18 protein-coding genes, 1 tRNA gene and 3 pseudogenes are annotated in these 22507 nt (G+C 61.7%); 11 read left to right on the top strand and 11 right to left on the bottom strand.

The genetic code is table 11. The features are described from left to right. Positions 1-4: 4 nt before the first annotated feature. Positions 5-940 (bottom strand): isopenicillin N synthase family oxygenase, encoded by a 936-nt coding sequence (locus FHW96_RS15595; RefSeq protein WP_172341506.1) that lies wholly within the window; start codon positions 938-940, stop codon positions 5-7. Positions 941-1017: 77 nt separating this feature from the next. Between FHW96_RS15595 and FHW96_RS15590 the strand changes: the two genes are divergently transcribed. Beyond that, positions 1018-1437, top strand: a complete 420-nt coding sequence (locus FHW96_RS15590; protein WP_172341505.1) for an EVE domain-containing protein — start codon at positions 1018-1020, stop codon at positions 1435-1437. Positions 1438-1549: 112 nt separating this feature from the next. Next, on the top strand, positions 1550-1834 hold the full coding sequence (locus FHW96_RS15585) for a hypothetical protein (RefSeq protein ID WP_172341504.1): 285 nt from the start codon (positions 1550-1552) through the stop codon (positions 1832-1834). A gap of 18 nt (positions 1835-1852) precedes the next feature. Here FHW96_RS15585 and FHW96_RS15580 read toward each other — a convergent pair whose 3' ends face one another. After that, positions 1853-3214: an MFS transporter gene (locus FHW96_RS15580; protein WP_172341503.1), complete on the bottom strand. Its 1362-nt coding sequence runs from the start codon at positions 3212-3214 to the stop codon at positions 1853-1855. 247 nt (positions 3215-3461) lie between these two features. Between FHW96_RS15580 and pgsA the strand changes: the two genes are divergently transcribed. Then, a complete protein-coding gene (gene pgsA, locus FHW96_RS15575) occupies positions 3462-4055 on the top strand; it encodes a CDP-diacylglycerol--glycerol-3-phosphate 3-phosphatidyltransferase (RefSeq protein WP_172341502.1) in 594 nt (197 codons plus the stop codon). A gap of 224 nt (positions 4056-4279) precedes the next feature. Here pgsA and FHW96_RS15570 read toward each other — a convergent pair whose 3' ends face one another. From FHW96_RS15570 to rnd, 3 genes are read right to left on the bottom strand one after another with little or no spacing between them, the layout of a single operon-like run. After that, positions 4280-4912 (bottom strand): YitT family protein, encoded by a 633-nt coding sequence (locus FHW96_RS15570; RefSeq protein ID WP_172341501.1) that lies wholly within the window; start codon positions 4910-4912, stop codon positions 4280-4282. 46 nt (positions 4913-4958) lie between these two features. Further along, the gene (locus FHW96_RS15565) at positions 4959-5855 is read right to left on the bottom strand and encodes a hydrogen peroxide-inducible genes activator (RefSeq protein ID WP_172341500.1); all 897 of its coding nucleotides are present in this window, start codon (positions 5853-5855) and stop codon (positions 4959-4961) included. Then, positions 5852-7120 (bottom strand): ribonuclease D, encoded by a 1269-nt coding sequence (gene rnd / locus FHW96_RS15560; RefSeq protein WP_172341499.1) that lies wholly within the window; start codon positions 7118-7120, stop codon positions 5852-5854. The genes FHW96_RS15565 and rnd overlap by 4 nt, the downstream gene beginning before the upstream one ends. A gap of 237 nt (positions 7121-7357) precedes the next feature. On the opposite strand from rnd, the gene aspS reads away from it, so the two are divergent. Beyond that, on the top strand, positions 7358-9163 hold the full coding sequence (gene aspS, locus FHW96_RS15555; protein WP_172341498.1) for an aspartate--tRNA ligase: 1806 nt from the start codon (positions 7358-7360) through the stop codon (positions 9161-9163). Between the two features lie 15 nt (positions 9164-9178). Here aspS and FHW96_RS15550 read toward each other — a convergent pair whose 3' ends face one another. Further along, positions 9179-10009, bottom strand: a complete 831-nt coding sequence (locus FHW96_RS15550) for a glycosyltransferase family 2 protein (protein WP_172341497.1) — start codon at positions 10007-10009, stop codon at positions 9179-9181. Between the two features lie 245 nt (positions 10010-10254). On the opposite strand from FHW96_RS15550, the gene FHW96_RS15545 reads away from it, so the two are divergent. The 3 genes from FHW96_RS15545 to mltG all read left to right on the top strand — a co-directional run bounded on the left by FHW96_RS15545 (position 10255) and on the right by mltG (position 13131). Then, on the top strand, positions 10255-10491 hold the full coding sequence (locus FHW96_RS15545; RefSeq protein ID WP_168603874.1) for an acyl carrier protein: 237 nt from the start codon (positions 10255-10257) through the stop codon (positions 10489-10491). Positions 10492-10766: 275 nt separating this feature from the next. Beyond that, positions 10767-12029: a beta-ketoacyl-ACP synthase II gene (gene fabF / locus FHW96_RS15540; RefSeq protein ID WP_172341496.1), complete on the top strand. Its 1263-nt coding sequence runs from the start codon at positions 10767-10769 to the stop codon at positions 12027-12029. Between the two features lie 130 nt (positions 12030-12159). Continuing rightward, positions 12160-13131, top strand: coding sequence for an endolytic transglycosylase MltG (mltG, locus tag FHW96_RS15535; RefSeq protein ID WP_172341495.1), 972 nt, complete (start codon positions 12160-12162; stop codon positions 13129-13131). On the opposite strand, the gene FHW96_RS15530 is transcribed toward mltG, so the two are convergent. Next, the gene (locus FHW96_RS15530) at positions 13128-13523 is read right to left on the bottom strand and encodes a sugar transporter (protein WP_172341494.1); all 396 of its coding nucleotides are present in this window, start codon (positions 13521-13523) and stop codon (positions 13128-13130) included. The two genes, mltG and FHW96_RS15530, sit on opposite strands and share 4 nt — an antisense overlap. 244 nt (positions 13524-13767) lie before the next feature. Here FHW96_RS15530 and FHW96_RS15525 point away from each other — a divergent pair. Continuing rightward, positions 13768-13844 (top strand) — tRNA-Met (locus tag FHW96_RS15525). Positions 13845-14114: 270 nt separating this feature from the next. Next, a pseudogene (locus tag FHW96_RS26770) lies at positions 14115-14285 on the top strand (Arm DNA-binding domain-containing protein); the annotation flags it as partial. A 53-nt stretch (positions 14286-14338) separates the two neighbouring features. Here FHW96_RS26770 and FHW96_RS15515 read toward each other — a convergent pair. After that, on the bottom strand, positions 14339-15019 hold the full coding sequence (locus tag FHW96_RS15515) for an NAD(P)-dependent alcohol dehydrogenase (RefSeq protein WP_216650917.1): 681 nt from the start codon (positions 15017-15019) through the stop codon (positions 14339-14341). A 47-nt stretch (positions 15020-15066) separates the two neighbouring features. Here FHW96_RS15515 and FHW96_RS15510 point away from each other — a divergent pair, with 47 nt between their 5' ends. Then, positions 15067-16068, top strand: coding sequence for an AraC family transcriptional regulator (locus tag FHW96_RS15510; RefSeq protein WP_216650916.1), 1002 nt, complete (start codon positions 15067-15069; stop codon positions 16066-16068). 431 nt (positions 16069-16499) lie between these two features. Here FHW96_RS15510 and FHW96_RS15505 read toward each other — a convergent pair whose 3' ends face one another. From FHW96_RS15505 to FHW96_RS15495, 3 genes and pseudogenes are all read right to left on the bottom strand, one after another. Then, positions 16500-19418, bottom strand: a complete 2919-nt coding sequence (locus tag FHW96_RS15505) for a TonB-dependent siderophore receptor (RefSeq protein WP_172341493.1) — start codon at positions 19416-19418, stop codon at positions 16500-16502. A gap of 370 nt (positions 19419-19788) precedes the next feature. Continuing rightward, positions 19789-21516, bottom strand: a complete 1728-nt coding sequence (locus tag FHW96_RS15500; protein WP_172341492.1) for a tannase/feruloyl esterase family alpha/beta hydrolase — start codon at positions 21514-21516, stop codon at positions 19789-19791. A gap of 276 nt (positions 21517-21792) precedes the next feature. After that, positions 21793-22136 (bottom strand): annotated as a pseudogene (locus tag FHW96_RS15495) (transposase); the annotation flags it as partial. Between the two features lie 107 nt (positions 22137-22243). Here FHW96_RS15495 and FHW96_RS15490 point away from each other — a divergent pair. Beyond that, positions 22244-22507, top strand: a pseudogene (locus tag FHW96_RS15490) (IS110 family transposase); the annotation flags it as partial.

Raw genomic sequence — 22507 nt, 5'->3', positions numbered from 1 at the left:
TTTTTCATTTCTTGAGGCCGATTTCGCGCAGGCGTTCCTGCAAATAATCATCGGCCGTGATCGAGACGGGATAGCGGTCGGGGTTTTCCGGCGTGATGCATTGCTCCAGCGTCTTGAACGGAAAATCGCTGCGCAGATGCAGGAAGTAGGGCATCGAATAGCGGCTGTGGGCGGCGCGCTCGGCATCCGGGTTGCGCACGCGATGGGTGGTGCTGGGCAGGACATGGTTGGTCAGGCGTTGCAGCATGTCGCCGATGTTGATGACGATGGCGCCTTCGGGCGGGGCCACGCCGACCCAGCGGCCATCCTTGGTCAGCAGTTCCAGACCTGCCTCCTGCGCGCCCAGCAGCAGGGTGATGAGGTTGATGTCCTCATGAGCGCCCGCGCGAATCGCGCCGCCTTCGGCATCGGCCACCGGCGGATAATGCAGCAGGCGCATCACCGAATTGCCGTCCTCGATGGCCGGATCGAACCAGTTTTCCTCCAGTCCCAGATGCAGCGCGATGCGCGAAAGGATCGTCGCGCCTGCCTTGTCGAATTCGGCATAGAGGCGCGAAAAGACATCCTGAAAGCCCTCGGGCGAATCAGGCCAGACATTGGGCGCCATGCTCGCGGCCAGCGGCGAACCCTCGGGCAGATCGCGCCCGACATGCCAGAATTCCTTCAGGTCATGCGCCTTGGCGCCCTTGGCGATTTCGGTCTTGAAGGGGGTGTAGCCGCGCGCGCCCGCGATGCCGGGGATAAAATACTTGCGCTTTTCCTCCTCGGGCAGCGCAAAGAATTGCGCGGTCAGCGCCCATGCAGACTCGATCAATGCAGAATCGATGCCATGATCCTTGACCAGCGCAAAGCCATATTCGCGAAAGGAGGCGCCGATCGCGCGGGCAAAATCCTGCGGGGCATCGGAAAGCGAGAGAACGGGAAGTTTGGCAAGATCCATGGGTGGTTCCGTGTTGCAACAGGCGCTAAGCTCGCGCCATCCATGAAGCCTCTTTAGGCGATCCGAGACGGGGACGCATGACCAAAATCAAATCCTATTGGCTGATGAAGTCCGAGCCCGATGCCTATTCCTATGACGATCTGGTCAAAGAGGGCGAGGGCACGTGGGACGGCGTACGCAACCACCGCGCGGCCAACAATATGCGCGCGATGCAGCCGGGCGATCTGGCCTTCTTCTATCATTCGAACATCGGGCTGGAAATCGTGGGGATCATGGAGATCAGCCAGTCGGGTCTGACCGATCCTTCGGATGAAACGGGGCGCTGGGCCTGTGTGAAGGTAAAGCCTGTGCGCAAGTTGAAGCGTCCGGTGACGCTCAAGCAGATCAAGGCCGATCCGGCGCTGGCTGATATCGAAATGCTGCGCCTCTCGCGCCTGTCGGTCAGCGCGATCACGCCGGAGGAATGGGACTATATTATCGCGCTTTCAGGGGGTTAACCAGCTCTGGCCCCTGTCCCGATCTGGGGCAGGGCGCCGCCGTCCCGGATTGGGACGGGTTAACCATTGTGGCTCGCTTTCGAAATGGTGAACAAAATCTTAAGCCTTGGGCATGAGACGTTCACTGGTTCTGGGTGACGAGAGCGCCCATCATCCTTTTCTGCAGACGCTGCCCCCCCATGTGCGGGTGGATCGGCCTGTTGCATCGCCTTGCCAAGAGGCGCCCGCGCCCAAGGCGGCCGCTGCCGACTGGTTCAAGCGCCAGCTTCACGCCGCCCCCCATATGGTGGCATCGCGCGCGCGCCATTGGCGCAAAGGGCTGACCATGCAGAATGCACGCGAATTTCTGCTCGCTTATTGCGCTTGCTTTGTCGCGGTGATGGCCTTTATCGCCTGAGCGGCGAAAGGCCATACATCAGGCAAAAGGTCGAGGCCCGCCGTGGATCTCGGCCTCGCGTTCGGCGCGGACCAGCAGGACCGCCAGCCATGCCGAAATCAGGCACATGGCCGCTGAGATCAGCACCAGATCGACGATCTCGACCCCCGCCGCGCCAAGGCCAACGGCAATCGCCGCACCCACCACCATCGCGCCGGAATTGACGACATTATTGGCCGCAATCGTGCGCGCGGTCTGAGATTTGTCGACGATGGTGGTGAGGAACGCATAGAGCGGAACCACGAACATGCCGCCCGCCACCGCGATCCCGCCCAACGTGCCCAGCAGCAGCGGGGTGAGCGGATGGTGCAGGAATTCTCCGATGCTCATCAAATGGCCATCGACCGTGGCGGGAAAGCGGGTGCAGACCTGTTGAAAGGCTACGACGAACAGCGCCATCACCAGCACCGAGGGTGGCGAATAGCGGGCCGAGACCTTGCCCTTGAGCAGCGCGTTGATCGACACCGAACCCAGCGCCACGCCGATCGAAAAGATCACGAGGAACAGGCTGGCCACTTCCTTGCTGGCGCACAGGACGCGCTTGGCCAGTAGCGGGAATTCGATGAACAATACCGCGCCCACGGTCCAGAAAAAGCTGATCGACGCGATGGCAAGGAACACGCGGCGATCATGCATTGTGTTCTTCACCAGTTGCACCGAGGCGCGCAGGATGTGGAAATCGAGGGGCTGGGCCTCTTCCTGCGGCGGGGCAGGGGGGACCGAAAGGCAGGTGCCATAGCCCACCAGCGCGGTGACGAACACGCCCGCAGCGGCCCATTCCACCGGAATGAACCCGGCCAGAATCGTGCCCGCCAGAATGGCGATATAAGTGCCCGCCTCAACCAGACCCGTGCCCGCCAGCACTTCCTCGGTTTTGAGATGCTGGGGCAGGATCGCATATTTGATCGGGCCGAAAAAGGTCGAGTGAATGCCCATGCCCAGCAAAGCCAGCAGGATCAGCGGCATGGCCACCGGCATCAGCAGCATGTCCTGCCAAGGCTCAAGAACGCCGTGCTTGGCCTGCCATGCGATGACCAGGCCCGCGCCGCCCGCGATCATGATGCCGATTTCGGCCAGCTTGACCCAGCGGATGATCTGCGCCTTGTCGCGCATGTCGGCCAATTGCCCGGCCAGCGCCGAGAGGATGAAAAAGGGCACGATGAACAGCGCCGAGGCCACCGCCGAGAAAATCGCCTCGGATTTTTCCGAGTTGAACACGCCATAGACCACGAAGAACACCGCCGCGTTCTTATAGAGGTTGTCGTTGAACGCGCCCAGCAATTGCGTTGCGAACAGGGGCAAAAAGCGCCGCCGATGCAACAGGTGGGTGGATGTCGTCATGCTGTGTTGTCGATCCTTGTTGTGCGCGCTGTCCTAGCGAAACACACGGATGGGGCAAGAGGCGTGATGGGGTGTCGGAAAATTCATCCGAAGGGCGAATCGGATCGATTGTCCGGGCTTTTGCCGGTTTCTGCCCGCGCAAATGCTACGCTGTAGGGCGCGCGTGGGGACAAGGTGCAGGCAAACAACGACTCTTGAGCTGCCATGTCTTTTTTGCTTTGCGGTTAGCGGCTATGGCGATTCGGCCATGCTGACTTTGCCCAACCTGCTCACCCTCTCCCGAATCGTTACCGTGCCCGTGCTGGTCTGGCTGCTGTGGTGGCCCGAATGGACCACCGGCTATGCGCTGGCTTTCGGCGTCTATTCGCTGATGGGCATCACCGATTATTTCGATGGCTATCTGGCCCGCGCTCAAGGCGCGGTAAGCAAGCTGGGCATCTTTCTCGACCCCATCGCCGACAAGATCATGGTGGCCGCCGTCATCCTCGTGCTGACGGCCAAGGGTGTGCTGACCGGGCCCTATGTGGGCGAACTGCATGTGATCGCGGGGCTGATCATCCTGCTGCGCGAGATTGCGGTGTCGGGCCTGCGCGAATTTCTGGGCGGGATTCAGGTGTCGGTGCCGGTGTCAAAACTGGCCAAATGGAAAACCACCTTCCAGATCCTGTGCCTTGGCGCGCTGATCCTGGGCCGGGCGATGCCCTGGTGGTTGGTCGATGTGGGCGGCTATGTGGTGAATTTGCCCCATACCGTCGGGTTGACGACCCTGTGGGCCGCCGCTGCGCTGACGATGATCACCGGGTGGGATTATCTGCGGGTAGGGTTGAAGCATATGGATTGAGGCTTGGAGGTTTAGGTTTGCCTCCGGCGGGCAAAGGGCGGGGGCCCTTTGCAATCCCGTTACTGTCGGCGTGGCGCTATGGGTTCGGCGTTGCGCAAGGTTGCCGCGCCGCAGGCCTTTAAACCTCTTCGCGGAATGGTGCTTCCTCTCCATCTTTGCGCCACCCCATAATGGGATTGCAAAGGGACGAGTCCCTTTGCCCGCCGGAGGCATAATCTACCCGATCAAACCTCGCTGCGATACCGATCCGGCCGATGCCAGACCAGCACCACCCCGTTCATCACCAGCGCCGCCACCAGCGACCAGAACCCGCGCTCAAGCCCCAGCACGGCAAAGGCGGAGGAGACGATCACCGCGTCGATGGCCATGCAGATCGCGCCGAAATGCCAGCCTTTCCATTGCGATAGCCAGCGCGCGATGACCGCCAGCCCGCCCACGCCCGTGGCATGGCGCGTGACGGCCAGAATGCCGATGCCCAGCGCGGTGCCGCCGACGATGGCGGCCATGGGCATGGAAATTCGCGCGATGACCAGATTGGCCGCCACCACATCGACCAGCGCCATGATCGCCAGCGTGGCGATGGTGGTACGCAGGATATAAGCCGTGCCCAGCCGCGACCAGAAGAGCGCGAAGATGGGCAGGTTGATCCATGTGAACAGGCTGCCGGGCGGATAGGGCAGGACGTAGGAGAGCAGCAGCGCCACCCCCGCCACGCCGCCGGTAATCAGCCGTGCCTCATGCAGCAGGTCGAGCCCGAGGCCGATCAGCAGGCAGCCGTTGGCGATGCCGAAAATGTCTTCGACAAGCGTGTGGGGCACCGTGGGCGAGGCGGTGGATTCGGCAAGAGGCTCTGTCATGATATGTCTCAATCATGACAGAATATTGCGCATCATGCAATATGCCTTATCCCGCGCGCAACTCCTCGGCCAACATGCGAAACTCCTCTGAGCGCGGCGATTGCCGCCGCCAGACCAGCGCGATTTCACGGTTTGCGCTGTCCGAACGCAGGGGGCGGGCCACCACATTCGTCCCATTCAAAATCCCCGCATCCAACGCCATTTCGGGCAGCATGGTCAGGCCCAGCCCATTGTCCACCATCTGCACCAGCGTGTGCAGCGAAGTGCCGATCATCGTGGCCGAGGCGCGCAATTCGGGCCTGTTACAGGCCGCCAGCGCATGTTCCTTCAGGCAATGGCCGTCTTCCAGCAGCAGCAGGCGATGTTCGTCGATCAGATCGGGGCTGATCTCGGCGGGCGGGTCGCGCGGGTCGTCCTTGGGAAAGGCCACGAACAGCGCGTCCAGCTCGATAGTCTCCTTCTCCACCTCTCCGGTGGGAAAGGGCAGGGCCAGCAGCACGCAATCGGCCCGCCCGTGATGCAGCGATTCAATCGCCTGCGCGCTGGGCTCCTCGCGCAGGAAGAGCTTGAGATTTGGCCTTTCGCGCCGCAACCGGGGCAACATGCGCGGCAAGAGGAAGGGCGCAATCGTGGGGATCACGCTCATCCGCACCTCGCCCGACAAAGGCTGGGACGAGGAGTGGATGAGGTCGGACAGTTCCTCGGCCTCACGCAGGATGCGGTGCGATTTGGCCACCACCGCATTGCCCAGCGGCGTGAAGCGCACATTACGCTTGGTCCGTTCCACCAGCACCACGCCCAACAGCGTTTCCAGATCGCGCAACCCCGCCGAAAGCGTCGATTGCGAGACAAAGCACGCCTCCGCCGCCCGGCCGAAATGGCCATGTTCGTGCAACGCGACCAGATATTGCAACTGTTTGAGCGTGGGCTGGTAAACGCTCATTCTTCCTCGCCCGCTTCCTGTTCTGCGGCAGGGGCTTCCGGATTGGCCCCTTCGGGATTGACGCCTTCGGGATTGGCTTCGCGCATGTCGCCGTGCAATTCGTCAACATGGGTCATTTTCAGCCGCCCGTTGACCACCGCAAAGGCCAGCTTGCCCTCGACCAGATCGAGCGCATCGCGGCCAAACACGCCATAGCGCCAGCCTTCCAGCACACTGACCCCCTTGCGCACGCCGGCCGCCAGAAGTTCCAGATCGTCGCTGCGGGCCAGCAGGCGGGCCGCCACATCGATTTCGCGCGCCCGGATTTTCAAGAGCAGCTTGAGCAGATCGGCGACCAGCGCGCCTTCCTTGCCCAAAGGCGCCCCGCGCGGGGCCTTGGGCGGCATTTCGGCCTCGGTCAAAGGCTGGGCATCGGCCAGAGTCTGCATCAGCCGCTTGCCGATGTCATTGTCCTTCCACCCGGTGGACAGCCCGCGCACCTTGGCCAGATCGGCCTGAGTCTTGGGCGGGTGGCTGGCAATATCGGCCAGCGTTTCATCGCGCGCGATGCGGCCGCGCGGGATATTTTTGTCCTGCGCTTCATATTCGCGCCATGCCGCAAGGCCGCGCAAACGGCCCAGCATCGCCGGATTGCGCCCCGCCGCCTTGATTTTCAACCAGGCGTTCTGAGCATCGTTGCGGTAGTTGTCCGGGTCGGCCAGACGCTCCATCTCGGCATCCAGCCATTGCCCGCGCTCGGTCTTGATCAGGCGTTTCAGGATCTTGGGGAAGATCTTGGCCAGATGGGTCACGTCGCCGATCGCATATTCGATCTGGCGTTCGGTCAGGGGGCGGCGGCTCCAGTCCGTAAACCGCGCGCCCTTGTCGATCACCAGCCCCAGCCAGCTTTCCACCAGATTGGAATAGCCGATCTGCTCGCTCTGGCTGATGGCCATCATCGCGATCTGGGTGTCGAAAATCGGGTGAGGGGTCTTGCCGGTCAGGTTGTAGATGATTTCCACATCCTGTCCGCCCGCATGAAAGATTTTGAGCACATCCTCATTGTCCACCAGCAGGTCCAGCAGCGGGGACAGGTCGAGGTCGGACGCCTTGGGGTCGATGGCGGCGGCTTCATTGGCATCGGCGATCTGGATCAGACACAGTTCGGGCCAATAGGTGCTCTCGCGCATGAATTCTGTATCGACGCAGACGAATTCTGATTTCGCCAGGCGGCTGCAAAGATCGGCCAGCGCGTCGGAAGTGGTGATGAGCTTGTGAATCTTCATCGGTTTCTTTTCTATGCGCCAACCCCTGGAGGCCGGCTTGATGGTTGGCCCGGATGCGGGCCGGAGCCTGCCGACAGCGTGAAAAGCGCATATCAGCGGGCGGTTTTGGGCCGGTCTTCGGCCCTGTCGGCTTGACAAAAGCGCGGCCATCGCCTGTTAGCCGCGCATAAGCCTGTCCAGCAATGGGCAGGAATCCCCTATCCCTGCCCGATTGGCGCAAGAATGGAAAGAGTTGTCATGTCCTCGCCCAAAACACAGGCGCATCCCTATCGTTCGCACACTTGCGTTGCGCTCAATTCGGATGCCGTGGGTCAGAATGTCCGCCTCTCCGGCTGGGTCCACCGCAAGCGTGACCATGGCGGCGTGCTGTTCGTCGACCTGCGCGACCATTACGGCATCACCCAAATCGTGGCCGACAGCGATAGCGCGGCGCTGCCCGTTCTGGAATCTTTGCGCGTGGAAAGCGTGGTCACGATCGACGGCGTGGTCAAAGCCCGCAGCGAAGGCACCGTGAACCCCAACCTGCCCACCGGCAGCATCGAGGTCTTCGCCCGCGAGGCCACCGTGCTGAGTCGCGCCGAAGAACTGCCGATGCCGGTGGCGGGCGAGCAGGAATATCCTGAGGAAATCCGCCTCAAGTATCGCTTCCTCGACCTGCGTCGTGAAACGCTGCACGCCAATATCGTCAAGCGCACCAAGGTCATCTCCTCGATGCGCCGCGCGATGGAAGACATCGGCTTCACTGAATATTCGACGCCGATCCTGACGGCTTCCTCGCCCGAAGGCGCGCGCGACTTCCTCGTGCCCAGCCGTATCCACCCCGGCACCTTCTTCGCGCTGCCCCAGGCGCCGCAGCAGTATAAGCAGCTTCTGATGGTGGCCGGTTTCGACCGCTATTTCCAGATCGCCCCCTGCTTCCGCGACGAAGACCCGCGCGCGGATCGTCTGCCGGGCGAGTTCTATCAGCTTGACCTCGAAATGAGCTTTGTCACGCAGGAAGAAGTCTGGGAAACGATGGAGCCGGTGATCGGCGGCATCTTTGAAAAGTTTGCTGACGGCCGCAGCGTCACCCCCATCGGCAGCTTTCCGCGCATCGCCTATGACGACGCGATCCTGCGTTACGGCAGCGACAAGCCCGACCTGCGCAACCCGATCCTGATCTCCGACGTGTCGCATCACTTCACGACCAGCGGCTTTGGCCTGTTTGAAAAGATCGTCGGCACGGGCGGCGTTGTGCGCGCCATTCCGGCCCCGAACACGGCGGACAAGAGCCGCAAGTTCTTTGACGAAATGAACGAATGGGCGCGCAGCGAAGGCCATGCAGGGCTTGGCTATGTCACCCGCAAGGGCGGCGAATTCGGCGGCCCCATCGCCAAGAACCACGGCACCGAGGGCATGGAAAAGCTCTATGCCGAACTGGGTCTTGGCGCCGACGATGGTCTGTTCTTTGCCGCAGGCAAGCCCGATCAGGCCGCCAAGCTGGCAGGGGCTGCGCGCACCCGCGTCGGCACGCTGCTGGGCCTGATCGACGAGAACAAGTTCGAGCTGTGCTGGATCGTCGACTTCCCCTTCTTCGAGGAAGGCGAAGAGCCGGGCAGCATTGATTTCGCTCACAACCCATTCTCGATGCCGCAGGGCGGTCTGGAAGCGCTGACCGATGGGCGCGATCCGTTGAGCATCAAGGCGTTCCAGTACGATCTGGTTTGCAACGGCTTTGAAATCGCATCAGGCTCGATCCGTAATCAGCACCCCGATCTGATGGTCAAGGCGTTCGAAACGGTGGGCCTGTCCAAGCAGGACGTGGAAGACCGCTTTGGCGGCATGTATCGCGCGTTCCAGTATGGCGCCCCGCCGCATGGCGGCATGGCCGCTGGCGTCGACCGCATCGTCATGCTGATCTGCGGCGCGCAGAACCTGCGCGAAATTACGCTGTTCCCGATGAACCAGCGCGCCGAGGATCTGCTGATGAACGCGCCTGCTCCGGCCAGCCTGAAGCAATTGCGCGAGCTTCACATCCGCGTGGTGGAACAGCCCAAGGGTTAAGGTTTCCGCTTTAAGTCAAGGTTCAAGCAAGGACTGGTCGAGCGCGATGCGTTCGGCCAGTCCTTCTTTTTGGGCCCATGCCAGCACTTTTGGCGAGAGGCGGTGGAAGCGGTCATAGGCTTCCTCCTCGGCGATGGGGTCGCCCAGTACGCGCCATGCCTCATGCCCCTGAATCCAGCGATGGCCCCCGCCACAGGGCGTGGTGCCCGTGCCGTCGCGCCGCCGGTTCCACAGCGCCCGCCAGCGTTCGAGCGTGATGCAGTTGAAATGCAGCAAAAGCGCGCCCTCCGGCTCGCCCACCGGCAGTTCGGGCGCCTCGACATGGTGGATCGTCAGACGCTGAACCGGAGAGGCCACCCGCACCGCGACTTTTGAGGCGATATGGCCGCGCAGCCAACGCTCGCCCACGCGCAGATGTTGGGGCACGCGGGTGGGAATGTCGGCGGCGGGAATGGAAATCCGAAACCAGTCCGAGGCAAAGGCATGGGGCGCGATGCCGGGCGGGGCAATCGCCTCGCGCAGGGCAAAGCGGGCGACATCCTGCATCATTGCCCCCAGAATGGCGCCAATCGGGCGGCCATCGGTCCGCACCAGCTCGTCGCTGTCGATATGCGCCAGCCAGTCGGCCCCCTCGCGGCGCGCCATGGCCAGCGCGAGATTGGCATTGGCGATCTGGCGCAAGTCGATCAGTTCCGGCCTCTCGCCCGTCAGAGCGCGCCAATGGGCCGCGTCACACACGATCACCGTCACATCGGGCTGATTTTGCAGGCCTTGCGCCCATGGATCATCCGGATCGTCGAAAAACAGGATCTGGCGTGAAAAGCCCATTGAGCGATGAAATCGCACGAATCGGCTCATTTCATCCCCCACAGGGCGAACCGTCGAGGTCAGCCAGACTTGCGTTCCCATGATAAGCCCTTTCGTGCGAGGGAGCAAAAACACGGCTAACATCGCTCTGGACGGGCGGCAATCGCAGCGGGAAGGGGGGTGCAACGGTTGTGATGTGCAATCCCGCTTGCCAGTCTGCGCGCCACCCATTAGGGGCGCGCATTGAGTTTCACAATTTCGCCGCTTTTCGTAAGGGGAATATCATGAGCACCATCGAGGCGCAGGTTAAGAAGATCGTTGTCGAACACCTCGGCGTTGAAGAAGACAAGGTCGTTGCCGACGCCAGCTTCATCGACGATCTGGGCGCTGACTCGCTCGACATCGTTGAACTGGTGATGGCTTTCGAAGAAGAATTCGGCGTGGAAATTCCCGACGATGCCGCCGAAAAGATCGCCACGGTCAATGACGCCATCGCCTTCATCGAGGCGAACAAGGGCTGATTTCGCCAAAGGGCCCGTGGGGCTGACGCGCCCGCCTGATGCATGGGCGGGGCGATGTCGTCCCACAGGTCCTGCGCCGAAACAGGATGATGGCCTTGGCCGGAACCTGTATTCGGCGTTGACCTTCGGGGTCATAATCAGGCCCGGTCCGCTTTATCGGGCCGGGCTTGCTTGTTATCGGACATTTGGCCAGAATAAGCGCCTGTTGGGTCGCTGTTGGATGCCGCAACGGCTTGTCGGTATGGTCGGCCGATGCGGTAGAGGGAGAATCGAGAATGCGTCGTGTTGTCGTCACCGGGCTTGGTCTGGTCACCCCGCTGGGCGCTGACGTGGAAACCGCCTGGGCAAATATCCTTGCCGGCAAATCTGGCGCGGGCAAGATCACCAAGTTCGATGCGTCGGCGCAAAAGTGCCATATCGCTTGCGAAGTGAAGCCTGCCGACCATGAATATGGTTTCGATGCGGGCAAGCGCGTCGATCACAAGATCCAGCGTCAGGTCGATCCCTTCATCGTCTATGGCATCGATGCCGCAGGTCAGGCGATCGAAGACGCCGGGCTGGAAAGCGCCCCCGAAGAACTGCGCCTGCGCATGGGCTGCTCGATCGGCAGCGGCATCGGCGGTCTTCCCGGTATCGAGAGCGAATCGCTGGTTCTGGCCGAAAAGGGTCCGGGTCGTGTCTCGCCGCATTTCGTCCATGGCCGTCTGATCAACCTGATCTCGGGTCAGGTTTCGATCAAATACGGCCTGATGGGCCCCAATCACGCGGTGGTCACGGCCTGCTCGACGGGCGCGCATTCGATTGGCGACGCCGCGCGCATGATTCGCGATGGTGATGCTGATGTCATGCTGGCGGGCGGCGCCGAATCGACCGTTTGCCCCATCGGTATCGCCGGTTTCGCTCAGGCGCGTGCGCTCAACTGCAGCTTTAACGACCGCCCCGAAGCGGCCAGCCGCCCCTATGACAAGGACCGCGACGGTTTCGTCATGGGCGAAGGCGCGGGCGTGGTCTGCCTTGAGGAATATGAGCATGCCAAGGCGCGCGGTGCCAAGATCTATGCCGAAGTCGTCGGCTATGGCCTGTCGGGCGATGCCTATCACGTGACCGCGCCGCATCCCGATGGTTCGGGCGCCTATCGCTCGATGGAAATGGCGCTGAAGAAGGCGGGTATGACCCCGGCCGACATCGATTATGTCAACGCCCATGGCACCTCGACCATGGCCGACACGATCGAACTGGCCTCGGTCAAGCGCCTGTTCGGCGATGACATTGCCAATGTCTCGATGTCCTCCACCAAGAGCGCCATTGGCCACCTGCTGGGCGGCGCGGGTGCGGTGGAAACCATCTTCTGCATTCTGGCCATCCGTGACCAGATCGTGCCCCCCACGCTCAATCTGGACAATCCGGATGAAGGCACCGAGGGCGTTGACCTGGTGCCCCACGTGGCCAAGAAGCGCCGCGTGCGCGCGGCTCTCAACAACAGCTTCGGCTTTGGCGGGACCAATGCCAGCGTTGTTGTGAAGGCGCTGGAAGACTAAGCGGACATTTGGGGCGGGGCCTTGCCAACCGGCGCCCCTGTCCCCACCTGAAAGAACAGAGATGGCGGGCGCCTTTGGGGGCTCGCCTGATCTGTATTTGGCATCAGGCAGAAGAGAGCCGGAAGCGCCCATGAAAAAACCCGTCCTGATCGTTCTTGGCGTGGCCGCGCTGGCCATTGGCGCTCCGGTGGCCAGCCTGCTGCATGGATGGTACGGTGCTGGCCCCTTGCCGCAGGACCGGCCCTTTACCGTGCCTGACGGTGCGGGGCTGACGGTGGTGGCGGCCAAGCTGCAACGCGAAGGCGCGATCTATTCGGCGCGGGCGCTGCGCTTTCATGCGAAACTGATGCGGGCCGGAGGCGGGATCAAGGCGGGCGAATTCCTGCTGCCCAAAGGCGCCAGCGAGCAGCAGATTCTGGCGATCATCACCGGCGATCAGGTGCTGCGCCGCTTTGTCACGATTGCCGAGGGCCTGCCTTCGGTGATGGTGCGCGAAAAGCTGTTGGCTAATGCGGACCTGATCGGCACGGTCGATGCCCCGCGTGAGGGCAGCATCTTGCCCGACACCTATGACATCAAGAAGGGCGCCACCCGCGCCTCTGTGGTGGCCACGATGCAGGCGGCGATGACCAAGGCTCTGGCCGAGGAATGGGCCGCGCGTGGCCCCGACACTGTGGCCAAGACGCCTGAGGAGGCGCTCACGCTGGCCTCTATCGTCGAAAAGGAAACCGGCAAGCCGGAGGAGCGCGCGATGGTGGCGGGCCTCTATTCCAACCGCCTGCGCCAGCATATCATGCTTCAGGCCGACCCGACGATCATCTATCCGATCACGCAGGGCAAGCCGCTGGGCCGTCGCATCCGCCAGAGCGAGATTGCCGCGAAGAACGATTACAACACCTATTCGATGGTGGGCCTGCCCAAGGGGCCGATCACCAATCCGGGGCGCGATTCCATCCACGCCGTGTTGCACCCGGCCAAGACTCAGGCGCTCTATATGGTGGCCGACGGCACCAAGGGCCACGCCTTTGCCAACACGCTCGAAGAGCATAACAAGAATGTCGAACGTTGGTTCGCCATTCGCCGCCAGCGGGGCGAGATCTAACTCAGCAGGTCGCGTCCGGCCGCCGCATGGGCATAGGCCATCGAGCCCAGCGCGATGGCAAAGATGACCGCGGGAAAGGCGATCACGCCCGGCCCCTTGGCCGCCACCAGCGGCGAGAGGACCAGCGCATAGCTGAATTGCGCCACGATGCCGATGGTGGAAATCGCAAATAGCCACACCGCCGCCCGCCTTTGCAGCAACAGCGCCACCGCGCCCAGCAGCCCGCTCCAAGTGCCCACCGCATAGGCGGCCCACGCCCAGAGCGGCATCGCCTGCCACACTTCGATCTGCACCTTGTCGCCCTGTGCCAGTGTTTCCGGGCTGGTGCTGGATTGAAGCGCCCACATGGCCACGCCCACCGCGTTCCACACCGTCAGTATGATGGCGATCATGCGTTGCTTTCCGGCGGTTTTCTGCATGGGCTGTCTCCCCCTTATTTGCCCGGAATGTGGCAGAGGGCCCCGCTATGCGCAAGCATCTGCATCGCGCGGGGCGGGGGCGCCGGAAGGTAGTTTTACTCTTTGACAAAAAAATTTCACCAAACATGCAATGGGCTGTTGACGCCTTTGCCCGTCGTGGCTATTCGGCCCGCCTGCACCGGGCAATGGTGACCGACACGGTCGCCGCCAGTCATGGGGCGGAGTAGCTCAGCAGGTTAGAGCAGCGGAATCATAATCCGCGTGTCGGGGGTTCGAGTCCCTCCTCCGCTACCAAGACGTACCACACCTCAGGCCTTGTATTCTGGCGGTTTTCCGCCGTTATCGAGGTGGTGAGCAGGCCTAATCAGACCAAGCCTCCAATTTCCTACCCGGTCAGATCTGGACAGACTCAGACCAGTTTGGACAGCTCTTGTGTCATCGTTTTATCGCCTCGCGTTAGTCGAGGTTGTCATGGGAAAAGCCCAGAATTTCAGTTCTTCGAGCCTTGATGGGCTCAGCTCCGGAAGGGTTTCCGACCCCCTTGTGCCGTGACTTTGTGTCAGCGTTTCCGCGTCGGGCCGGAAAACCTGGCTGTTTCGGCGCAGAGTGGCGCGTTCGGGCGCGATTGTGACGCTCACGCTCGGGGCCTTCCCCGCCTATACGATACCGGCTGCCCGGGCATGGGCCACGGAGCTGAAGGAGGCAATTGAGCGGGGGGATGATCCCCGGGTTCTCAAGCGCGCTGAGGAAGCCCGGCAGGCGCTCACAGTGGCCAAGGCCCATGAGATCTACATGGAGGCCATGCGTCGTGGCGAACTTCCCGCCGCATCGCCCGCCAATGCGACCGTTGCGCCGGTAACAACGGCACCGGCCAATGCTGCGGCACCGGCAAAACCCGCCGAGATAGACGACGTTGTGGCGATGACTTCGGCGCCGCGCGCCTTGGCGAACTGTAAGGCGAACAGAGACACACCGCCGGTCCCTTGTGTCAGAACGCGATGCTGCGGGCCGACGCCTGCGACGGCGTTCCAACCGGTTACTGCAGCGCATGGCAGGGTGGCGGCGTCCTCGAAGCTGATGCTGTGGGGGATGGCCACCAGTTCGTTCTGATCGATCGTCCGGTATTCCGCCGCCCAGCCTTCAATCTGGATGCCGTATTGAGGCGGGAATTCGCGGAACGGTCCGGCGTGCCAGCCCGGCGAGAAGTTGTTGGCCACGCGGTCGCCGATTGCAAAGCGGGTGACGCCCGGTCCAACGGCTTCGACAACGCCGGCCGCGTCCGACAGCTGGGAAAGACCCTCCTGAAGCGGAAACGGCGACCAACCGTTTATGATGGAAAGGTCGCGGAAGTTCAGCGATGTCGCCTTAATCTTGACGAGGACTTCGCCCGGCCCCGGCTGGGGCGTTGGCTCTTCGCTCAGTTCCAGACCCTCGACCGAACCGATTTTCTGCAGACGAAATATTTTCATGGCTGTGTCTCCAATGCAGGAGAGGCCTTATCGCTCGACTTGACGAGATGATCCATTACGCTCGGTATGACATTCATAACCAATCGTCCAAAATGGTCGCCATGCACCCGTTCGACACCGTCCTAAGCGCCATGCAGTTGGAAAGCTCGCAGTTCATCCATCTTTGCGGTCATGCCCCTTGGGCAATCTCGTTCGACAGCGGCGGGCAGGCGCGGCTGGTCGTCTTTGCGAAGGGGGGAGGCTGGTTCACACGACCCGGCGAGACGCCGAAGCGCCTCGCGCGGGGCGACTGTCTGATCATCAAGCAGGGGGTGGAAGGCACCTTGGGTGACGCGCCACACCGCGAGCACGTCCCGTGCTGGCAGGTCGTCGATCGGGTGACCGGTGAGCGCGTCGACTTTGGCGGCGATGGCGAGAGCTGTGAGTTCTTTTCAACGCTGTTCACCTTCGACCATGCGGCGGGCGAGCCGTTGTCGGCCCTCCTGCCGGACGTGGTCCATGTCGCGATGGCGGAGCGCGAAGCCGGTCGGATGCTGTCCGTGCTTGAGCAGATTGGCGCCGAGGAGGCGCAGAACGACCTAGGCAGCAACTATGTAGTCCAGCGCCTGCTGGATGTGCTGTTCATTCACGCGATCCGCACTTGGGCCGCATCCGAAGGCAATGTTTCCGACGGCTGGCTTGCGGGCCTCACCCATCGGCAGCTGTCGGGCACGCTGCGCCGTATCCATGGTGATCTGGCGCATTCTTGGACTGTGGAGGAACTGGCTAAGGAGGCTGGCATGTCGCGGTCCTCCTTTGCGGTCCTGTTCAAGTCGGTCGTGGGCGTGCCGCCGCTCAGCTATGTCGCGAGCTGGCGCATCTACCGGGCCAAGCTTCTGCTGGCGGCGGGGCGAACCATTTCCGAAGCGGCCGAACAGACCGGCTATGGGACCGACATTGCCCTGAGCCGGGCCTTCAAGGCCACCACCGGCGTCGCGCCCGGACAATGGCGGCGCACCCGACTTGGGGCCAGCAAGCCAGAAGCGAACACCGCCGCATCGATCGCTTGAAGGACGTTGATGTGCCTTATCGCTTTGCGTTGTGGCTTACCCCGAAGAAGGAGCGAGACATGCAGATCTATCGCACAGAACCACTTTTCAGCCTGAACAATCTCCACGCTCACAAGGAAAAGCAATCGGAGCGAGGCTAGGCCGCCTCGCGACGATATGGTTCGCGTCAGCGCAGCCAGCCTCAACTTCCGCGCCCTGATGATCATGCGGGGTGAGAGCAACCCCAATGCCGTGCATGGAAACATTCCCAATTCGGACCGCTTCGGCGTTCACCATGCTCACCGCACGGGCGCTGACCTTCAGGTGCAATCTTGTTCGTCGCTTTGCCTATAGCAGTACCAGATTTCCGGGACGTCGCGCGGCAGGGCGTGGATCAGGAAGCAGAATTTGCCCGGCGGAGCTGGAACGCGATGCTCCAGCTCCGGGTCGGATCAGAGTGTAGCCTTCAGCCCAAGATAGAAGGAGCGACGGATCACGTCATAGATGCCCATGTTGGTCATCCCCGATGTGCCCTGCACCGCAGGCGGGTTGCGGTCGCCTACATTGGTGATGCCTCCGCGCAGCTCAAACCGGTCGGTTACTTTCAGCCTGCCGATGATGTCGAAATAATCATAGGCGGGCGTGCCGGGAACGGTCGTTGCGGGGTTTGTGATGGCTGATGAGTCCTTGAAGGACGAGATATGCCGCCAGCGCAGGCCGAGGCTGACCTTGCCGCGATTGGCCATGAAAGTGCCCGAATATTTCCATTTAGCATAGGATTGCCCGGTGCTGCTTGGCCCTACGATGGTTCCGGCGGCCTCTTGGAATGGGCTGGTGGGTGATGCCTGGATCTTGAATGTGTCGAGATAGTTCAGCGTGAAATTGACGTCGAACGAACCCTGACCCATCTTGAGCGCTTCGAACGGGATCGACCAGTCAAAGGCGACGTCGATGCCCGCCGTCTTGATCGCGCCGATATTCAAAAGCGCCTGATAGGAATTGGCGATCTGGCCGGTCGAGCTGTTGCGCAGGACGTTCTGGCAATAGAGATTATTGGCGTCATAGGTTGGGTTGGACCCGTCGGAATTGAAGCATTTGGCGATGGAAGTAGGCACATCAATCGTGGAAATCGCCTGATTGATGTTCATCTGGTAATAGTCGACCGACAGGTTCATCCGGCGGAAGGCCGCCCCGGCAAAGGTGGGCTGGAACACACCCCCAAAGGTATAGGAATCGGCCTTTTCGGGGCGCAGGTTGACATTGCCCTGCGTGGTGGCCGGAATGGCCGCCGCGCCGTTGAAACTGTCCACCAGCGAGGATGGCACACCCGAGGCGATGCAGAGCGAGCGCACGGAAGCCGCGTTGGCGCCGGTGCGATAGCTGCTGCCTGCGGTGCAAGGATCGCCGAGCGTGCCAAGATTGGCCACGCCCGCCGAGGCAGGCAGGAACAGTTCGCCGATATTGGGCGCACGCACCGCCTTCTGATAGCCGCCGCGCAGCAACAGCGGATCGGCGATGCGCCAGTCCGCACTCAGCTTGTAGGTACTGACCCCGCCAAACAGGTTGTAATGCGAATAGCGATAGCCGCCGGTGAAATTCAGCGCCTTGATCAGTGGCAGGTCGGAGAGCACCGGCACCAGCACTTCGATGGCGGCCTCGGAAACCTTGGTGCTGCCATGAATGGCGGGAATGCCGTTGACGGCGGCAATGTCGCCGATCTGGAGCAGGGGATCGGGGTTTGAGGTAAAGGTGTTGCTGCGGTAATTGCCGCTCAACGCCACCTTTACCTCGCCTGCGGGCAGCTTGAACAGGCTGCCGGTCAGGTTGGCGGCCAATTCATCCTGCCCAATCGAGGTTGTGCTCAGTGTCTTACGCTGGATGAAGGAGAGGCAGGAGGCCGACATCGGCGCATTGGAAAAGAGGTTCAGCCCGCCCCCGCACTTGCTGGCGCCGCCATCGGCGGCGTTCACCAATTGGCGGATGGCCGAGAGAGAGTAGGAGCCGTCATAGGAGGTATCGGAAAAGCTGGTCCGCCCATGCGATCCGTAGAGTTCGAAGTTCCAGTTGATACCCGGAATGACCCCTTCGGCCCCGGCCACGATCTGATAGGTGTCGGACACATCACGGTAATGGCGCACCCCGCCATCGACGATGCGCTTGGTGATCTCGAAGGTGGCATTGGGATTGGGGCGGCTGAGCAGAAGCGTGCGCAGATCGGCCGGAATGAAGGGATTGCTCATCGGGATCGTGAAGGAACTCGAACCTGCCGATGCCAATTGCGGATGGCTGCCCTGCGCCACGGAAATGCTGCGGGCGAATTGCCCCTGAACGAACAGCTTGAGCGAGGGGCTGACCTCATATTCCGCGCGGCCCAGGAAGGCAAAGCGGGTGAGGGGAAGCTGCAGCGTGTTGGTGCACAGTCCGTCATAGCGTACCAGCGTGCCCGATTGATACATGCAGGGGGCGTTGTCGGCCCGGTAATTATAGGCGTTGGCCGTGTTGTTCACAAACAGTGTGCCATCGCCGTTGACTCCTTGCTGGACCGTGCGCGCAACAGTGCCCGCCGGGATGCCGTAATTGGCATAGACCCCGTTGACGGCGGCCTGAGATGGCAGATTGCTGCCTGAGACGACATAGGCGGCGTTGGGCAGCGTGGCATTGTACGAACCCGAAGGCGTGGAGAAAGGCCGGTCGCGATAGGTCAGTCCGCCGCGATCCGAATATTCGCCCGCCAGCATGATCGACCCTTTGCCATCGGCAAATTTGGTGCCGGTGATGGCCGATATCTGCTTGGAGGCCGCATCGCCTCTTTCGCTGATGCCCGATTGCGCATCGATGCGCAGCCCCTGAAAGCTGTGATAGAGCTTGAAGTTGACCACGCCCGCGATGGCGTCCGAACCATAGGTGGCCGAAGCGCCGCCGGTGATGACCTCCGTGCCCGAAATGGCCGAGGTGGGCAGCGAGTTGATGTCGATGACATTCGAGGCATTGCCCGGTTGCAGCCGCCGCCCATCGAGCAGCACCAGCGTGCGCACCGCCGTCAGCCCGCGCAGGTTGAGCGTGGATTGCCCGATGCCCGCCCCGCCCGAACTGGAATTGGTGAAGCCCCCGGTTCCGGGCTGGAACTGGGGCATTTGCAGCAGGGCGGCATCGATCGTGGCCGTGCCGGTGTTCTCAATCATCTGTCGGCTGGTGGTGACAATCGGGCTTTGCGCCACATAGTCGCGCCGGGCGATGCGCGATCCGGTCACCACAATCGCCTCGGCGGCGTTGGCCTGCGGCGCATCGCCGGTTTGCGCCCATGCGGTTTGGGGCACAAGCAACAACCCAAGACAAAGCGAGCTGGCCGAAGTCAGAATGGACCCTCTCATGCATACCTCCATGGTTTTGTTTTCTGTTTTCGGTCAGGTCAAGCGGCGCGGAAAAAGATGCGATACACCTTGGTGGGGGAATGGATAACCTGACGCACGTATTCGTATAGACGAATTATCCATGGACGTGAATTTTAAACAGAGAGCGCAGCCATTCTGATCCGACATCAATTGATGCCGGATGGAGATGGTCGGGACGTATGCTTTGGGCAAAGAAAACTGTTCAATAACAATTGTTATTGTCTTGACGAAAGGGTGTAAGCCCTTGCTGTCGGCGCGGCCGGACGAACCGGCGGCATGCGCGGTCCAGCCCCGGCCCGACGCTTTTCACCCGAGCGATAGACGCGGTGCAATCGGAGAGGATCTCGCCCTAGCGCCCCGTTCGGCACACATATTTGGTGCCATCCGCGCCTTCGCCCGGCTTTCCCGTGAAATAAGGCCAGGTGCCATAGCGACACATCGGTTTGGAGGCGATCACGCGTTCGGGCTGCGCCCCGTCATGCAGTGTCAGCATCAGGCCAGCGCCCGGTTTGCGGCCCCGCTCCACCCAGTCTTCCAGAACATCCAGCAAGTCGATCCGGCCCGGAATGCCATAGGTCGGAGCGCCCGGCGTGCCCGGATCAATCCCCCCTGACGTATGCGGCAAACCAGTGGCGACATAGGCGGCAAAGAAGGCATCGGTGGTGTTTTTGCCCATAAGGCGAGCCACAGCATCGCGATACTGCAGCGAATTGAACGGTCCCTGGCCGGAATCGGCCAGATCCTCGCGTAGGATCAGTTTGCCGCCTCGGGCATGAAAGGCCCGTAGATCCGGGTTCGTGGCATCCATGATGCGTGAGACTTCCAGTACCCGCTTTGGGAAACTGCGGGGATCATAGGTCAACGTATTGAAGCCAGCATCGCGGGCGATGAAATGGCGCACATAAACACTGCCCAATTGATACAGACGACTGACCGAGGGATCATCAGGATTGGCGGCGGTCGGCCTTGTCGCACCCGCCTCCCATTTTGACCATGCGCCGGGCAGGTCCTCGCTGCCGGGCAGATATCCGGCATAATGCGTCACCCCATTGGCCAGCGGAAAGGGGAAATCATAGCCGCGATGAGCCGCGCGCAGAACGGTCAACTGAGCATCGGAGAAACAGGCCGCCCCCTCATCACCGCCCGAGGCACAACGATGGCTTGTCAAAGCCTTCGTCGCATGGGCGAGACAGGCCGTCGGCGCGCTGATCACCTTGTCGGCGATCCCGTCGGCGCTGTCGCATGTGTCGCGCACGATCTGCGCCAGCAGGCCCGTCTTGGCCCCCAGCCATCCATCGGGGGCGGCCTGCAACTGTCCGCCAATATGGTTGCTGAAGGTCTGCAACCCGGTCCAGTTCATCACCGGGTCGATCGCGACGATCCCGTCATAGTCCTTGGGATAGCGCTGGGCCATGGTCATGGCCTCACGCCCGCCCTCCGAACCGCCCAGATAATAGCTGCGCACAGGTTTGCGGCCATAGAACAGGCCCCCCAGCGCCACGGCGGCATCATGCGTCTTTTTATAGGCAGCATAGCCGAAATTGCGCAGCGCCTCCCCATTGGCGGCAAAGGCATATTGGCGGGCCGAGGCGGCGCGTGGATCATCCCCTGCCGATCCGGCCGAAGCGCCGCTGCCGCGTTGATCGCCGCCGCCGGTGATGGTGATCTGGTGCCCGGAATCGGTGCCCGCCGTCATATAGCCGCGTTTCAGCGGCAGTTCGGCATTGATCGGGGCATTGCGGCTGGGCTGAACCCCGGTCTGCAGGAAACCGTTATAACCGCTGCCGCCAAATTGCAGCTTTTTGCCGTTCCATGGAATAGGCAGATTGACCTGCGAATGGATCAGCGGCGCCTGCGGGTCGCGAGGCAGGATGTCAAACCGCACTTCGCAATAATCCGGGGTCTGGAATGCGGCACTGCCATCCAGCCCTTGCAGTTTGATCTCGCCTGCCTTGTGGAATTGGGCGGCCACCACTTTTGCCCCGGAGGAAGGTTCGCCTAATTGGGTTGCGGGAAGGGTCACAGCCGCCAGATTCGCGCAGCGCAAAGCTGGAGCCTTTTCAGCGGGTGCCGCCATGGCGCTGCCGCCCACACAAAGGGACACAGTTGCGTTTAAGACCGCCCAAAACCTAATGCTTCGGCCTTTCAGCATCGCCACCTCTCCCTGTATTTTGCGTTTTCACATGCAGCCTGCCGACTGACGAAGCTGCAGAGTTAACCTCTGCCGCTGCAGCAAACCAATTCATAAATGGCATGGCTTCATACTCAGCCTGCAGGCTCCATCAGGATCGCGTCCCATGGCGTGGTGTAGCTGGGGTTGATCTCCGCGTTATCCGGCGTCAGCCAGGGCAGGTCATGTGCCGGGCACAGCCGAGAGCATGACGATGGGATTGTCGTTCACCGGCGCCATGGTTTCAAGAGACATGTAGCGCCCACGCTGGACAGCCCATTCATCGGACTGTTCCATGATGATGGCGCCGATCAGGCGAGTGATAGCGGCCTCGTTGGGGAGTGGAAGGCGCACAGCCATGCCGGGGGCATGGCGAGCACCGACACGCCGACGACTTCGGTCCTTCGCTTGATCTCCCCGTTCAGCCGTTCAATGGGGTTTGTGCTATGCAGTTTGGCACGATGTTCCTTGGGAAAAGCCATGTAGGCCAGCACGTCGGGCTCGGCATCGTCCATCAGATGGAGTAACGGTCGGGTTTCAGTTGCACAGTTCAGTTACTGGGTTGGCGACCTCCCGATATGATGGTTGTGCGGCGTCAGCGGTAGGGCTGCGCCAAGCATCTGAGGAGGCCGCCGTGAACTACTATACTGGGATCGACGTTTCGCTGGAAGTCTCGCATTTTTGCGTTCTGGATAGCTCAGGGTCCATCGTGAAGGAGGCTCGAGTTGCCAGCGAACCGGAAGCTATCATAGCCTGGTTTTCCGAACTTGGCCTTGAAATGGCTGCGATTGGTCTTGAGGCAGGGCCATTGTCACAATGGCTCTATGCTGGGATGATCACGGCGGGCTTGCCGGTGGCTTTGCTCGAAACGCGACAAGTGCGTGATGCCTTCCGATCG

Origin of the sequence: Novosphingobium sp. SG751A, assembly GCF_013149295.1 — a bacterium.
Taxonomy (GTDB): Bacteria; Pseudomonadota; Alphaproteobacteria; order Sphingomonadales; family Sphingomonadaceae; genus Novosphingobium.
The sequence above is the reverse complement of the archived record's forward strand: the minus strand, read 5'-3'. Positions and strand labels throughout refer to the sequence as shown.

Bases quoted from the DNA above. Each gene is read 5' to 3' on its own strand.
- FHW96_RS15595 (WP_172341506.1), bottom strand. From the start codon at position 940: ATGGATCTTGCCAAACTTCCCGTTCTCTCGCTTTCCGATGCCCCGCAG.
- FHW96_RS15590 (WP_172341505.1), top strand. From the start codon at position 1,018: ATGACCAAAATCAAATCCTATTGGCTGATGAAGTCCGAGCCCGATGCC.
- FHW96_RS15585 (WP_172341504.1), top strand. From the start codon at position 1,550: ATGAGACGTTCACTGGTTCTGGGTGACGAGAGCGCCCATCATCCTTTT.
- FHW96_RS15580 (WP_172341503.1), bottom strand. From the start codon at position 3,214: ATGACGACATCCACCCACCTGTTGCATCGGCGGCGCTTTTTGCCCCTG.
- pgsA (WP_172341502.1), top strand. From the start codon at position 3,462: ATGCTGACTTTGCCCAACCTGCTCACCCTCTCCCGAATCGTTACCGTG.
- FHW96_RS15570 (WP_172341501.1), bottom strand. From the start codon at position 4,912: ATGACAGAGCCTCTTGCCGAATCCACCGCCTCGCCCACGGTGCCCCAC.
- FHW96_RS15565 (WP_172341500.1), bottom strand. From the start codon at position 5,855: ATGAGCGTTTACCAGCCCACGCTCAAACAGTTGCAATATCTGGTCGCG.
- rnd (WP_172341499.1), bottom strand. From the start codon at position 7,120: ATGAAGATTCACAAGCTCATCACCACTTCCGACGCGCTGGCCGATCTT.
- aspS (WP_172341498.1), top strand. From the start codon at position 7,358: ATGTCCTCGCCCAAAACACAGGCGCATCCCTATCGTTCGCACACTTGC.
- FHW96_RS15545 (WP_168603874.1), top strand. From the start codon at position 10,255: ATGAGCACCATCGAGGCGCAGGTTAAGAAGATCGTTGTCGAACACCTC.
- fabF (WP_172341496.1), top strand. From the start codon at position 10,767: ATGCGTCGTGTTGTCGTCACCGGGCTTGGTCTGGTCACCCCGCTGGGC.
- mltG (WP_172341495.1), top strand. From the start codon at position 12,160: ATGAAAAAACCCGTCCTGATCGTTCTTGGCGTGGCCGCGCTGGCCATT.
- FHW96_RS15530 (WP_172341494.1), bottom strand. From the start codon at position 13,523: ATGATCGCCATCATACTGACGGTGTGGAACGCGGTGGGCGTGGCCATG.
- FHW96_RS15515 (WP_216650917.1), bottom strand. From the start codon at position 15,019: ATGAAAATATTTCGTCTGCAGAAAATCGGTTCGGTCGAGGGTCTGGAA.
- FHW96_RS15510 (WP_216650916.1), top strand. From the start codon at position 15,067: ATGATCCATTACGCTCGGTATGACATTCATAACCAATCGTCCAAAATG.
- FHW96_RS15505 (WP_172341493.1), bottom strand. From the start codon at position 19,418: ATGAGAGGGTCCATTCTGACTTCGGCCAGCTCGCTTTGTCTTGGGTTG.
- FHW96_RS15500 (WP_172341492.1), bottom strand. From the start codon at position 21,516: ATGGCGGCACCCGCTGAAAAGGCTCCAGCTTTGCGCTGCGCGAATCTG.